10 protein-coding genes and 1 pseudogene are annotated in these 14,486 nt (G+C 69.2%); 3 read left to right on the top strand and 8 right to left on the bottom strand.

Features of this window, described 5'->3' with window-relative positions; translation table 11 throughout:
- Positions 1 to 18 precede the first annotated feature (18 nt).
- Positions 19 to 921 (bottom strand): dTDP-4-dehydrorhamnose reductase, encoded by a 903-nt coding sequence (rfbD, locus tag EPO13_09885; protein TAK68425.1) that lies wholly within the window; start codon positions 919 to 921, stop codon positions 19 to 21.
- Positions 921 to 1,907 carry a dTDP-glucose 4,6-dehydratase gene (rfbB, locus tag EPO13_09890; GenBank protein TAK68426.1) on the bottom strand — a complete coding sequence of 329 codons (987 nt, stop codon included), beginning with the start codon at positions 1,905 to 1,907 and terminating at the stop codon, positions 921 to 923. Before rfbB ends, rfbD begins: the two co-directional genes overlap by 1 nt.
- 132 nt (positions 1,908 to 2,039) lie before the next feature.
- On the opposite strand from rfbB, the gene rfbA reads away from it, so the two are divergent.
- Entirely contained in the window at positions 2,040 to 2,912 is an 873-nt protein-coding gene (gene rfbA, locus EPO13_09895; protein ID TAK68427.1) for a glucose-1-phosphate thymidylyltransferase, read from the top strand.
- A 112-nt stretch (positions 2,913 to 3,024) separates the two neighbouring features.
- Entirely contained in the window at positions 3,025 to 4,122 is a 1,098-nt protein-coding gene (locus tag EPO13_09900) for an LLM class flavin-dependent oxidoreductase (GenBank protein TAK68691.1), read from the top strand.
- Here EPO13_09900 and EPO13_09905 read toward each other — a convergent pair.
- Positions 4,085 to 5,125, bottom strand: a complete 1,041-nt coding sequence (locus tag EPO13_09905) for a glycosyltransferase family 2 protein (protein ID TAK68428.1) — start codon at positions 5,123 to 5,125, stop codon at positions 4,085 to 4,087. The genes EPO13_09900 and EPO13_09905 overlap by 38 nt on opposite strands.
- A gap of 188 nt (positions 5,126 to 5,313) precedes the next feature.
- Between EPO13_09905 and EPO13_09910 the strand changes: the two genes are divergently transcribed.
- On the top strand, positions 5,314 to 6,831 hold the full coding sequence (locus EPO13_09910; protein ID TAK68429.1) for a LytR family transcriptional regulator: 1,518 nt from the start codon (positions 5,314 to 5,316) through the stop codon (positions 6,829 to 6,831).
- Between the two features lie 236 nt (positions 6,832 to 7,067).
- Here the strand turns inward: EPO13_09910 and EPO13_09915 are convergent, their stop codons facing one another.
- The 5 genes and pseudogenes from EPO13_09915 to EPO13_09935 all read right to left on the bottom strand — a co-directional run bounded on the left by EPO13_09915 (position 7,068) and on the right by EPO13_09935 (position 14,476).
- On the bottom strand, positions 7,068 to 7,787 hold the full coding sequence (locus EPO13_09915; protein TAK68430.1) for an ATP-binding cassette domain-containing protein: 720 nt from the start codon (positions 7,785 to 7,787) through the stop codon (positions 7,068 to 7,070).
- Positions 7,788 to 8,944: 1,157 nt separating this feature from the next.
- Positions 8,945 to 9,358: pseudogene (locus tag EPO13_09920) on the bottom strand (FtsX-like permease family protein).
- Between the two features lie 1,985 nt (positions 9,359 to 11,343).
- Complete coding sequence (locus tag EPO13_09925; GenBank protein ID TAK68692.1) at positions 11,344 to 13,032, bottom strand: DUF885 domain-containing protein; 1,689 nt, start codon at positions 13,030 to 13,032, stop codon at positions 11,344 to 11,346.
- Positions 13,033 to 13,064: 32 nt separating this feature from the next.
- Positions 13,065 to 13,919, bottom strand: coding sequence for a MazG family protein (locus EPO13_09930; protein TAK68431.1), 855 nt, complete (start codon positions 13,917 to 13,919; stop codon positions 13,065 to 13,067).
- A complete protein-coding gene (locus tag EPO13_09935; protein TAK68432.1) occupies positions 13,811 to 14,476 on the bottom strand; it encodes a hypothetical protein in 666 nt (221 codons plus the stop codon). Before EPO13_09935 ends, EPO13_09930 begins: the two co-directional genes overlap by 109 nt.
- Positions 14,477 to 14,486 lie beyond the last annotated feature (10 nt).

Consider the following 14,486-nt stretch of genomic DNA (forward strand, 5'->3'; position numbering starts at 1 on the left):
ACCCGGTGGGTGACCGGGTCAACGACGAGCAGGTTCGCCCTCAGGTCGGCCGAATCCTGGCAGCACCGTCGGCGCGGCCTCCTGCAGGGCCTCGCGCCAGTCCCGCATCGGCGCGAGCCCCGCCCGGGCCCAGCCGTCGTGACCCAGCACCGAGTACGACGGACGCGGCGCCGGCCGGACGAAAGCGGCACTGGTCGTCGGCCGCACCCGGCCGGGATCGGCGCCCACGAGTGCGAACACTGCCCGCGCCAGGTCGTACCAGGTCGCCTCTCCGGACGCGGTGCCGTGGTACGTCCCCGCCGGTGCGCCGGCGTCGACGAGGCGGACCAGCTGCGCTGCCAGGTCGCGCGACCACGTCGGCTGCCCCCGCTGGTCGTCGACGACGTCGAGGGTGTCCTTCTCCTGCTGCAGCCGGGCCATGGTCGCGGGGAAGTTCGGGCCGTGCTCGCCGTACAGCCAGGCGGTGCGCACCAGGTAGCTGCGGCCGGGATTGGCCGCCTGCACCGCCCACTCGCCGGCGGCCTTCGTCCGGCCGTACGCCGAGCGCGGCGCCGGCGCGGCATCCTCGGCGTACGGCGACGCCGCGTCACCGGCGAACACGTAGTCGGTGGAGATCTGCACCAGACGGGCACCGGTCCGGGCGCACGCGCGTGCCAGATTGGCGGGCCCGACGGCGTTGACCGCGAAGGCAGCGGCCTCCTGCTCCTCCGCGGCGTCCACGGCCGTCCAGGCTGCGCAGTTCACCACGACGTCGTAGCCGTCGACGACGCCGTCGACCGAGCCGGGGTCCACGATGTCGATCTCGTCGCGGTCCACCCCGACGACGTCGCGGCCGGTCAGCACCGCCATCACGTCGTGGCCGAGCATGCCCAGATGGCCGACGACGAGCCAGCGCTGCGCGGGCCCGGGGACCGCTGCCATCAGACCAGCGCCGCGCGGGCCTTGAGCGGCTCCCACCACGACCGGTTCTCGCGGTACCAGGCGACGGTGTCGGCCAGTCCCTGCTCGAACGGGACCGCCGGGGCGTAGCCGAGCTCCTCGCTGATCTTGGTGATGTCGACCGAGTAACGCCGGTCGTGACCCTTGCGGTCGGTCACCGGGACCACCCGCTGCCAGTCGGTGCCGGTGGCGTCCAGCAACAGCCCGGTGAGTTCCCGGTTCGACAGTTCCGTACCGCCGCCGATGTTGTAGACCTCCCCGGCGCGCCCACCGACGAGGACCAGCGCGATCCCCCGGCAATGGTCGTCGACGTGCAACCAGTCCCGGACGTTGCCGCCGTCGCCGTACAACGGCACCGTCGCGCCGTCGATGAGATTGGTGACGAACAGCGGAATGACCTTCTCGGGGAACTGGTACGGCCCGTAGTTGTTGGAGCAGCGGGTGATCACGACGTCGTAGCCGTGGGTCCGGGCGTACGCCCGCGCGATGAGGTCGCTGCCGGCCTTGCTCGCCGAGTACGGCGAGTTCGGCTCCAGCGGGTGCGTTTCGGGCCAGGATCCTTCGTCGATCGAGCCGTAGACCTCGTCGGTCGACACGTGCAGGAACCGCCCGACCCCCGCGTGCAGGCTGGCGTCGAGCATGGTCTGCGTCCCGACCACGTTGGTCACCACGAAATCGGCCGCCCCGGTGATCGACCGGTCGACGTGGGACTCCGCGGCGAAGTGGACCACCGCGTCGGCACCGGGCAGCACGTCGTCCAGCAACGGCCGGTCCAGGATGTCGCCCTGCACGAAGGTCAGGTCCGGGTTGCTGGCCACCGGGTCGAGATTGGCCAGGTTGCCGGCGTACGTGAGCTTGTCCAGCACCACGACCGACGCGCCGGCCAGTGCCGGGTAGCCGCCCTGCAGCACCGTCCGCACGAAATGCGAGCCGATGAAGCCGGCACCTCCGGTGACCACGATGCGCATCGCTGCCCCTTGTCGGCGGTTGGTTGGGTTCGGCGGTAGGCCCGCCGCTGCCGGGCCGGCAGGCCGTCCCCGCGACGGCGGGCGCGAGTCTAGGCGCCTGGGCCCGCCGCAGCCCGACGGTAGGGTCCGCCCATGCGAGGCATCATCCTGGCGGGCGGCTCCGGCACCCGGCTGCACCCGATCACCCGCGGCGTCAGCAAGCAGCTGCTGCCGGTCTACGACAAGCCGATGATCTACTACCCGCTCTCGCTGCTGATGATGGCCGGGATCCGCGAGGTCCTGGTGATCACGACTCCGGACGACCACGACCAGTTCGTCCGGCTGCTCGGCGACGGGTCGCGGATCGGTATCGAGATCTCCTACGCCGTACAACCGCGACCCGAGGGCCTCGCGCAGGCGTTCCTCATCGGCGCGGACTTCATCGGCGACCAGCCCGTCTGCCTTGTGCTGGGCGACAACATCTTCTACGGCGCCGGCCTGGGGACGTCGTTGCGCCGCAACACCGACGTCGTCGGCGGCCACGTCTTCGCCTATCACGTCGCGGATCCGACGGCGTACGGCGTCGTGGAGTTCTCCGACGACGGGCGGGTGCTGTCGATCGAGGAGAAGCCGGCCAAGCCGCGGTCCAGCTACGCGGTCCCCGGACTGTATTTCTACGACAACGATGTGGTCGGGATCGCCCGGACGATCACCCCGTCGGACCGGGGCGAACTGGAGATCACCGCGGTCAACGACGAGTACCTGCGCCGCGGCGCGCTCACCGTCACCGTGCTGGACCGTGGCACCGCGTGGCTGGACACCGGGACCGTCGACACGCTGATGGCGGCCGGCGAGTTCGTGCAGGTCGTCGAGCAGCGCCAGGGGCTGAAGATCGGCTGTATCGAGGAGATCGCCTGGCGCGAGGGCTTCATCGACGACAGTGCGCTCGCGGCAATCGCCGAACCGTTGCGCAAGAGCGGGTACGGCGACTACCTGATCGGCCTGCTCGACGAGGCCCGCCGCTGACACCGGGGGCCGACCGGCCGCGGACTCGGCGTCATCGTCGGGGCCGGAGCGGCCGGAAGGATCTCGGCGGCCACCGAGTTGGACCGGCGTGACCGTAGCTGCCGGCGTACGCCTGCCCGATGTCCCGCTGTCCGCGCTCGACCTCGCCACCGTCGGCGAGGGCTCGTCGACCACCGCGGCGCTGCACGCGACGCTGCAGCTGGCCCGGCTGACCGAGCAGCTCGGCTACCGGCGCTTCTGGGTCGCCGAGCACCACAACATGCCGGGGATCGCCAGCGCCGCGCCGACCGTCCTCATGGCGGCGATCGCCGCGGCGACCGAGACGATCCGGGTGGGCTCCGGCGGGATCATGCTGCCCAACCACGCCCCGCTGGCCGTCGCCGAACAGATCGGGACACTGGCCGGTCTGCACCCGGACCGGATCGATCTGGGCATCGGCCGGGCTCCGGGGACCGACCCGGCCACCGCACTGGCCCTGCGCGGACCGGGCGCGGACCTGGGCGCCGACGACTTCCCGCAGCACCTCGCCGAGACCATGGCGTTCCTCGACGGCGGCTTCCCGCCCGGCCACCCGTACGCCGCGATCCACTGCTCGCCGACACCGTCGCAACCGCCGCCGGTGTGGCTGCTGGGCTCCAGCGGCTTCAGCGCGCAGCTGGCCGGCCAACTCGGATTGCCGTTCGCCTTCGCGCATCACTTCAGCGCCGTGAACACCGTCCCCGCGCTGCAGCTGTACCGCCGGTCGTTCCAGCCGTCCGCGCAGCTGGCGGAGCCGTACGCGATGGTCGCCGTCCAGGTCATCGTGGCCGACGACGACGAGCGGGCGCACTGGCTGGCCGGGCCCGCGGCGCTGTCGTTCCTGCGCCTGCGGCGCGGCCGGCCGGGCCGGCTGCCCACTCCGGAGGAGGCTGCGGCCTATCCGTGGACGACGGCCGAACTCGGCGCGGCCGCGCAACGGCGTGAGGGCCAGGCGATCGGCAGCCCGGCCACGGTCGCGGCTGCGCTGAGCGACCTGATCGCCGCGACCGGTGCCGACGAGATCATGGCCACGACGATGGTGCACGACCCGGCCGACCGGCGACGGTCCTTCGAACTGCTGGCCGGGCTACGGCGACCTGCCACCGACCCTGCCACCGAAGCCCCCGCTGCCGACACTGCCGGTGCTGCGTCGGTCAGCGGTCCCGCTGCGCGAGGTCGGGCGGCGAGGTAAGGAACCCGACGCCCCACGCCCCGTGCATCACCGCGTAGACCACCGGCAGCCGCGCCGCCACCGCCGGCGGCAGGCCGCGTGCATTGAGCGCGGCACCGCCGACCACCAGTGCGACGTACGCCGCCGGCGCCAGCCACCCGGCCCGCAGCAGCCGGGACCCCAGCAGCGCTCCGGTCACTCCCGCCGCGATCCCCGCGCCGACCCCGACGACCGCGACGGGGGCGGCCAGGTACCGCGGGCTGAGGGTGTCCGGATGCCGCCGTGCCACCTCGCGCCGCCACCGGCCGTAGTGGAAGTACTGCCGGGCCAGCGAGCGCACGGTGCCGCGCGGCCGGTACGTCACGCGCATCCGCGGCGTGAACCACACCGTGCCCCCCGCGGCGCGGATGCGGTGGTTCAGCTCCCAGTCCTGTGCGCGCAGCATCGATTCGTCGTACCCGCCGGCCTGCTCGATCGCGCTGCGCCGGAACGCGCCGAGATACACCGTGGGAGCTGGACCCTCCTGGCCGCCGACGTGGAAGGCGACCCCGCCCACGCCGAGGCGGGTCGTCATGGCGCGGGCGACCGCGCGTTCGAACGGGGTGACACCCTCCGCAGCCATCACGCCGCCGACATTGTCCGCACCGGTCCGCGCCAGCGTCTCGACGGCCACCGCGACGTAGTCGTGCGGGATCAGGGCGTGTCCGTCGACGCGGACGACGACGTCGTACGACGCCGCGCGGACCGCGGCGTTCAGGCCGTGCGGCGTCCGGCCGCTGGGGTTGTCGACGGCGCGCACCCGGTGATCGGCCGCAGCGAGCTCGGCGGCGACCTCGTCGGTGCGGTCCCGGGACGGCCCGAGGGCGAGGACGACCTCGAGGGGCCCGGCGTACTGCTGCGCCAGCACCCGCGCCACGGCTTCGGCGAGGTGCCGCTCCTCGTCCAGTACCGGGATGACCACGCTGACCCCCGGCGGCTCCGCCGGGGCGCTGGCGTCGGGCCCCGGCTCTGCGTCGGTCGTCATGGCGTGCCGACGCTACCGCGGGCCAGGCACCGCCCCGACACGCCCGCGATCCGGTCGGACTGGCCGGGTCGCGACCCCGACGGGCCTACCCTCGACGTCACACCCTCGCGGGGGCACCAACCCGGTCCCTGACGCGTCCCACCCCTTCGACGCCTGCTTGCGGCCTACTGCGCTGGAGGACTGCACCCGTGCCCGACCCGATGCCGCCCAGCGGCGCCCGGCCCGGCCCGTCCGGCGCCGGGTCCCCTGGCGGGACGTTGCCGCCGTACTTGAATCCTCGCGGCGGCAGTCGGCGTCGCGTCGGTCGTATCGTCGCGGCGGCGGTCTCCGTCGGCGTCCTGCTCACCAGCACAGTCGGCTGGGCGGCGTCGCAGCGCTACCTCGGCGAGATCAACTCCGCGGACGTCTTCGGCGGCCTGATTCAGGCCGATCGCCCGGCCGAGTCGGCCGAGGGCGTCGATGCGATGAACATCCTCATCGTCGGCTCGGACGACCGCACCGGCATCAGCAACAAGAAGGCCGAAGAACTGCACGTCGGCGTCGAGGACTACGGCCGCCACTCCGACACCATCATGATCATGCACATCGGCGCGGACGCGAACCACGTCACCGTGGTGGGCATCCCCCGCGACTCGCTGGTGACCATCCCGGCGTGCACCGACAGCAAGGGCAAGAAGACCAACCCCACCCGGACCAAGATCAACTCCGCGTACAGCCTCGGCGGTCCGGCCTGCACGGTCGCCACGGTCGAGAAGGCCACCGGCGTGCGCATCGACCACTACGTCGAGGTCAACTTCCAGGGCTTCCTGGCCATGGTCGACGCCGTCGGCGGCGTCGAGGTCTGCCTGCCGAAGGCGGTGAAGGACAGCGACTCCGGCCTGAACCTCAAGGCCGGGCGGCAGGTCGTCGCCGGCGCACAGGCGCTGGCCTTCGTCCGGGTGCGGTACATCGACTCCGACTTCGGCCGCATCCAGCGCCAGCAGAAGTTCCTGACCGCCATGCTGCAGAAGGTCACCAGCAAGGGAACCCTGCTCAACCCCCTCTCGCTCAACGGCTTCATCGACGCCGCGTTGAAGAGCCTGACGGTCGACGAGACACTGGGTCGCGACGAGATCCTCAACCTCGCCGGCCGGCTGTCGTCCATCGACATGAAGAAGGTCGACTTCACCACTGTCCCAGTGGCCGACGGCAACTACACGTTCAACGGACAGAGCACCGTGCTGTGGGACAGCGCGAAGTCCGCCGCGCTGTTCGCCGCGCTGCGCGACGACAAGCCGATCACGAAGCAGAACGACACCGACGTGGCGACGGTCTCGGTGGCGCCCAAGGACATCGGGGTTGCGGTGCTCAACGGGACCACCACCGCCGGGTTCGCCAAGACCGCTGCGGAGGATTTCACCGCCGCGGGTTACGCCGTCTCCGGGCAGCCGAAGAACGCCACGCGGACGGACTACCAGACCACGACGATCCAGTATGACCCGCGCTACGACACCTCATTGAAGACGCTGCAAGCAGCCCTCCCCGGCGCCCAGACCAAGGCGGTCAAGGGTTTGGGTAAGACGTTCCAGGTCATCGTGGGTTCGTCGTACACCGGCGTCTCATCGGTCAAGGTGCAGGCGCCGACCTCGTCGTCCACTCCCACGACGCCAGCACCGAGCCTGGCCAACCCGGCCACCTCGACCGCCGCGGACGACATCTGCGGCTAGCCGGCCCAGCCACAAGCCCAGGGATGCCATCGACCTCCGCAACGCCCGCACTGCAGCCAATCGCGCACCTGTCCCTCAGTCCGACTCGGCGCCGACGCTGTTGCAAGACCTTGTGTCCGAAGCCTTGCCCTTGCGGGCGTCGACCTCTCCGCCTCGCACCAGTCACCAGCCTGGTCAAGCAACCGTCCGAGAATCGGCGAACTGCTCCACTGCATCCCGAGGGTCCGACGACGTCATCAGATGTCGTCGGGGTCGACTCGGATCACCCGGTCAGCGTGCCGCATCACAACTTCGTCGTGCGTCGCGACGACCACGCAGGAACCGCCGAGCGCAGCGTGCCGGAGGGCGTCGGCGACCTCGATCGCATTCGCCTCGTCAAGATTCGCTGTGGGCTCGTCAGCAAGGATCATGGCTGACTGAGCAGCGATCGCTCGAGCAATCGCCACGCGTTGCTGCTCTCCTCCAGACAGGCGGCGGGGTCTTGCTGAGAAATGACCATCAAGGCCAAGCCTGCGCAACGCCTGCCGCGCTGCCGCACGAGCATCGGCCGATCTGCCGCCTCGCAGCTCCAACGGCAAAGCGACATTCTGCTCGGCGGTCAGTTCGTCGATCAGGTCGAAGTCCTGAAAGACCCTGCCGATGCCGTCACGACGAAGGGTGGCCAGGTCGCCCGGCCTCAGGCCTGCGAGGTCACGACCGTTCAACCGAATAGTCCCCGAATCAGGCACGTGCAGCCCGCAGGCGAGGTTGAGCGCCGTGGTCTTGCCGGAGCCTGAGCGCCCGGCGAGCGCGACCACTTCGCCCTGGCACGCTGCGAAGCTCAAGTCTCGCAGAGCAGCAACATGCCGTCCGTCGGAATGGAAGCTCTTCGAGACATTGGAGAATTCGACCCAGACGTCACCAGCAGAATTGGATACGGGCGCACGCTGACCAATCGCTTTCGCCTTGCTTCTCATCCGGAAGCCTCCCGCCTTGTGGCTGTCGTCCAAGTCGCACCTGCGCTGGCCACGGAGACGAGAAGGCAGGCCCCAATGACGTATAGCGCGGGCGCGGGTTCAATCCCGACCCGAAGACCGAGAGGAGCATGGAAGGCAGTCGCGACAACGAGGCCTGCCAACGATCCGATCGCAGCGCGGCTAGCCTGTATTCGCGCCGGCGTCATCACGCTTAGCCTGATCCGCAAAGCCCTTCGGGCACCCATACGGCGCAGTGTTCTGTCTCTGTCAGAGCCCAACAGCGCCGCCGCAGCGGACGCCAGCGCTGCTGTGAGGATGCCGCCCATCGCGATGATGACCAAGATCGTGCGACCACCGTCGCCAATCGCGTCCGCAATGCCCTGCTGAACGCGTAGTCTTTCGGGTGGGATTCCATGAGTAGCCAAGACGTTCCGTAGTCTGGCCAAGGTAGACGAATCGCTCGGACTGCCGGGAGCCGTCAGTATGGTGGCCGGGCTAGCTACGGCTTCGATCCCATGGGCGCCAAGACGTGTGAGGAACTCAGCGCCGATCGCAGCCCCTGACTGCACGCGAGTCGTCTCGCTAGGGGCAACCTTCCTCGCCGGAAGACCGCTAGCAAGCAACACAACTTCTTCGGTCTCGGCATCTTGAAGTACCACGTCGACAGACGTCGTGTCCTGTGGCCCATAGTCGGCCAGAAGAAGAACGCCCCCACCGGCCAGATACGAGCGCTCTTCATCTGTGAGGGGGCGCCCGGTCAACCACTCGAAGTCACGATCACTGTGAATAGCCCGAAATCCTGTACCGGTCTGCGGGCCTCCTCCGGCAGAGCGGATCTGGAAGTTGACGAAGCTGCCAAATGCATTCCGAAGAATGAGTTCGTCACCAGTCGCGACAGGCAATCCTGTAACTTTCGCCATCTCGTCTAGCGTGTCCGGGGAGACGGCCTTCCCGCGGTCCAGCCAAACCCACGACTGGCCAGGTTGCAGCACCGTACGGCTATCTCCGGCTCGCATGGTCTGCGTGGCGATTGCCAACGCGAACGCCATCGTGACCAATGCGGCGGCGGTGACAACGCTCCACGCTCCCGCCCTACCGCTGCTGCCCCGTGCCGCAATGGCTGACCACCGTCTCAGCGCGCGGATTGCCGCCAGCTCGGTCGGCGCTGTCGGCGCTGTCGGCGCTGTCGGCGCTGTCGGCGCTGTCGGCGCTGTCGGCGCTGTCGGCGAGGAAGGATGCCTTCGGCCGCTCCGCGTTGACAGCATCGAGCCCAGTACCAGCGTGCCGACAGTCAAGAGCCATATCACGGCCAGTTGGCTCCACGGGACGTCCAGCGCTGGCGGCACTCGCTCGCCATCCCACCAGACTCGCTGGTGGAAGTACCAACAGGCTGCTGCCACTACAGCGACCGCTAGCACTGTCCCAAACACCACGACAGCAAGAGTTTCTCCCGGGCCCAGAACCATCAGCTGCGCCCGTCGCGCACCAAGTCGAGAAAGCAAGGCTAGGCGGCGAAGAGAGGAATCGCGGTCGATCAATCTAACCATGAGCACTATCAATACCAACAACATGAGACAGCCAGCTACGATGGGCCACGGCATACGACTCAAGTAGCTCGATCCCGACTGCAGGATTTGCTCTCGATCGTTGACGAAGTAGTTGCTGTTGCTCCAGTCGCTAGACGGCAATACGGTCAGAATCCATCTAATGTCCGTGTCCCATGGAGCCAACTCAGCCGCGGCCCCTGGGTCAGTGAAGACGACCGGCAATTGAAGACGCAGCGCGTCAACCATAGTGCCAACAACCGTCCAAGCGACACCCATCGAAGCCACAGTGTCGCCGATGTCTGCACCGAGCTGTCCAGCCAGACTTGGCGACAACGCGACCTCATGAGGCGCTCGCGGAGCTCGGCCGGCCGTCAACGAGTAGGCGCCAAGACCCAACTCTGTGTCGGTCCACGGACGGGCAAGCAGACTAGCTACCACCGTAGAGCTTCCAGCCGACACTGAAACACTCCGAGAGGACATCGACATACGGGCGACCGGATCTATGCTGCGGCCCATCGACGCTGTCTCGGATCGCGCACGCACTGCCTCGTCCAGATTCACCTGTGGGAACTGGCGCTGGACAAGTTCTCCGGCACCGTCACCGAGGCGCGCAGCGACGCGCTGGGGGCCCGATGGGTCCGATTGCCCATCAACGGTGCTCACTGCGGCAGCCAAGCAGATCGGCAAGGCAAAGCAGACCACAATGAGCACCGTCGAGAGGCGTCGCCGACACCTGACTAGGATGCCGGTTCGAGCAATGCAGGCATACGAACTCAGTTGCATGCGGCAGAGTTGCCGTATACGAGGACCGACGAAGCGTCCTCGTTGTTGATCCAGCCCACATACTCAACTTTGCTTACCGAATTCATGCAATCAGAGCTGCCCGTTGCATCAATTTCCCCTCGTTAGGACTGCGGCCGATGCCCCGCTAGCGAGCTGACCGAGTTGAGACCGACCCTAGGCATGTGAGGTTCCGCCGTCAAGGGGGCGGCAACGAGCTCGCTCCAGATGATTGGCGTGTCCCTTGACGGCGGCCACCGTCGAGACCGGCGTCTACGGCCGAACGGTCGGTACGTCTCCTCAGCTAGAGGCCGTATCGAACTAGATTGACGCAGCTTTCCGCGGCGCCTGTTGTCAGCTGGGCGACAATAGAGGCAAGGACCGTGCTAGTTCGGCCACCGAGTTCACCTCGGCCGCACCGTCAAGAGAGTTCCGGTTCGAAACAGTGACGACCTGGCCAGCGACAAGGGCTTCCAGTCCGATTCCTGTTGGCTGTATGAGCACTTGCCCACCAGCCGCAGCGGTTGGCGACGCACCTGAAACCATCAGCCCCCTGTCCCAGTAGTCCTGGACACCCGAAAACTGCCCTGAACCACGAATGGTCTGTTCAGATCCGACGGTCACGAGGACTACTCCGCCTGCCACATCCGCGAAGCTGCAGTAGGCGAAGCCGTTCGACCATTTGGGGACGGGCACGTAAGCGGCGGTGGTCACTCCCGGAAGATTGGAGCGAACGGCATCACAGATGGCATCGAGACTCGTCGCGACGCCGTGTGGAACCGCCAGGTGTTCTGTCGGCTGATTGCTGACTACCCTGACTTCCTCTCCGGCACAGGCGGAGAGGGTACCGCCGAGAGCGGCGACCGCCACGCATCGGAGGGCTGTGCTAGCGGCTATGCCCACAACAAGCTCCCAACGCCTCGCAACATCGCTCGCCTTTCAATGCCGCCAGGCTCACGTAGAACCAGCAGCATCGCTTCCCGCGTCAGCCGCCACGCGGTTACTGGCACCACCGCGGCGGGAATGCAGCCGGGCCGGCGAAGCGTGAATGGCCGATCACCCGCCCGACCGGCCATGGCCGCCCCCATTCAGAACCAACCCCGCCCCGTGCGGGTGGTACCGGACGACCTTAGGCGTTCCTCAGGTTGGCAGCGCAATGCCGACACGCCGTTACCGTCAAAGTCGGCCACGAGCCGCGCGGCGATGCCCACTCGCCCACCGGTACCCCGTTAGGGCAGGCCGACCAGCTGCCGCAGGTGACGAGGTGGCGGCGAACCTTGGCCCAGCACCGTGTCGTGCAGGTGCCGGTCGGACCAGTCCGGATGCAGCACGCGCAGATCGTGCACGATCTCGGAAACTCCGAGCCAGCCGACGTAGTAGGTGGCGAGTTGTCCTGCGGTGAGCTGGGCACGCCGCCACTTGCCCGCCGCCTCGCCCTCCTCCTGGAAGCCGCGGCCCCGCATCAGCCACATCGCCTCGTCTTCGGTCATCCCGCGGGAATGCACGCGGACGTCGAGGATGGCGTTGATGGTCATGCGCAGCGCCATCTTCAACTGCTGCAGCCGAAGCGCGAGCGCACCCCGCCTGCCGCCGTCACCGTCGAAGCCGCGGTCAACCATGAGGTGTTCGGCGTACACCGCCCAACCCTCGATGAACGGCCCGCTGGCGAACGCCGCCCGCACCGGCGTCGGTGCCCGCAGCTGCCGGGCATGAGCGAGCTGGACGACATGCCCGGGCATGGCCTCGTGGACGGTCAGGTCGTGCAGCATGTGGACGTTGTATTCACGGAAGAACGACGCCACCCGGCCCTGATCCCAATCCGCCGGTGGCGGCGCGACCGCGAAACGCATGGCAAGCGAATCGGTCTCGAACGGTCCGGGGGCATCGCAGTAGGCGACCGCGACGCCTCGGTGAATCTCCGGCATCTCGACGATGTCGATGTCGAGTTCCGGCAGCGTCACCAACTGGGTCTCGTTCACGAACTGCGTGGTACGGGCCAATGCCGTGGTGCACCAAGGCAAGACCGTGGCATCGGTCACCGGGCCACTGGCGGCGACCTCGGCCAGCGCCCGGCGTACGGCGTCCGTCCCGCGGCCGCCGGTCAACTCGGCGGCCACCTCCTCGATCTCGGCACTGATCAGCTCGAGATCGGCCTCCGCTCGGCGCAGGACGTCGTCGGGACCGAGTTCGGCATCCAGGGTGTGCCACAGCGCGGCGGCATACCGCTGCGCACCCAACCGGGGACTGCGGGTCGCGTCGGCGAGCCCGGCGGACAGCCACTCCCGGAACGCCGTGATCGCCTCGCACGCCGCGTCGCGCACCGGCGCAACGACGTGGCGTGACCGCGGCGCGGCGTCGAGCGCCCGGTCCACGTCGACGGACAGCAACGCCAGGGTGCCGTCGAGTTGGACCAGCGCCGTCTCGACGTGGACCCTCGGCATCGTGCCCAACGTCTCGCGGGCCGCCTGCAGGTGGTTCGGGATCGCGGCCAGCCGAGCCGCGAGCGACCCGAGCCGGTCCGGCAGCGGCGCGAAATCCCGCACCAGCAGCTGGTGACAGGCCGTCCCCGGATTCCACACCAGCGGATCCCAGGTCGGCCGGGCGAGTTCGTTCAACGCGAACGCCCGTGCGGTCAGCCGGGATCGCAGGATCTCCAGGTCGACGGCGTTGGCCTCACCCAGCGCGAGATCGTCCACCGCGTCCAGGGCACTGAGGGTCCGGTCGAGCCCGACCAGCTCGTCGGCGGCAGCGTCCGGTGTCAGATCGGGCAGCCAATCGTCGAATCGGTGATCGCCGAGATCGGTGGCCAGCACCGGATCCCGGGCCAGCAGGTCGTCCACGGCCGCGGTCGCCAACTCGACGAAGGCGCGGTCCGCCGGCGACGGCACGGCCGAAGCAGGGACGCCGGGAGACGGCATATCGAACGGTACGTCGGACGGCGGGCCGCCGGTCACCGTCGGGCTCCGTCACCGGGCTCGCCGGAATCGGCCCGATCGAGCCCCTCCGCGGATCGGATGGCGGCTCGGTGTCGGCGTACCGCCGCGCGAAGCGCAGCCTCGGCGTCCACCCCGTCGCGACGACTGCGCGCTACCAGCGCCAGCAGGAATTCGCCCCAGGCGTCGGTATCGGCCAGGTCAACCGCGGCGGCGGCATTCCGGGCCGCTGCGGAGCCGGCGACGACGTCCGGCCGGCCCCGGTCGGCCCGGGCCAGCACCTTGCTGGCGAGGACCAGCGCCGGAAGTGCCAGGGGGATCCCGTCGGTGATGGACTCCCGGCCCTTCTCGGCCGCCTTCAGTGCGTGCCAGCCGGCCTCCACCTCGGCGGCGGTACGCGCGTCGGCGTCGCCGAAGACGTGCGGGTGACGGCGGACGAGTTTCGCCACGATGCCGGCCGCGACGTCGTCGATGGTCCAGGGATCGACGGGGTCCTCTTCGGCGATCCGGGCATGGAACACGATCTGCAGGAGCAGATCGCCCAGTTCCTCGCGCAGTCCGTCGCGGTCCCCCAACTCGATCGCCTCGACGACCTCGTAGGTCTCCTCGACCAGATACTCCACCAGCGACTCGTGCGATTGCCGCGCATCCCACGGGCAGCCACCCGGCGAGCGCAGACGGTCGAGTACGGCGACCAGGTCGAGCAGGCGGGCGCCGGGCGGAGCTGCCGGTCCGCCCGGATCGGCCGCGCCGCCCGCCCCGGTCACGACGAGCTGGGACTCGCCGACGGCGATGCGCTGGGCGAGAACGCCTCCGGCGGCGCGGCCAGCTGGGTCGACAACGGTCCGAGGTTCAGCGCTTCCTCGTCCCAGGTGCCGTACCGCGGGTTGACCTCGACACCGACCTCACGCGACAGCGCGATCAGCTCGACGCGGGTCGCGGCGCCCTGTTCCTGCGGCGTACCGGCCGGCAACAGCTGCCCACCGATCGCACTGATCTGCAACTGGCCGCGGGCGATGCTCGGGAACAACGACGGCGGGACGCCGGTCTGCACCAGCCGATCGTTCATCGCCTGCTCGCCGCCGGCTGCCGCGACTGCCTGCGCCACCTGCAGGTCGACCTGGGTCTGGGTGACCACGACGCCCCGTCGCGCGGCCGCGAGGTCCAGCAGCGACAGCACCACGGCGTCGCTGACCGTCGTCGCGGTCGCGGCGAGGTTCGCCGCCCCGGGAGCCGCGCCCGACAACGTGTTCACCTCGGCGACCTGGTCGGCGATGGTCGACTCCGCGACGACCTTGTCGCCGATGATCGCCGCCGACCCGGCCTGCAGCGGACCGCATCCGGCCAGGACGGCCACCGCCAGACCGGCACCGCCGGCGAGGCCGGCCAGGCGGGCGGTACGGCGCTGCTCGCGCAGAGTCCAGATCACGGTCGCTCCG

The organism is Actinomycetota bacterium, from assembly GCA_004297305.1.
In the GTDB taxonomy this organism is placed as follows: domain Bacteria; phylum Actinomycetota; class Actinomycetes; order S36-B12; family FW305-bin1; genus FW305-bin1.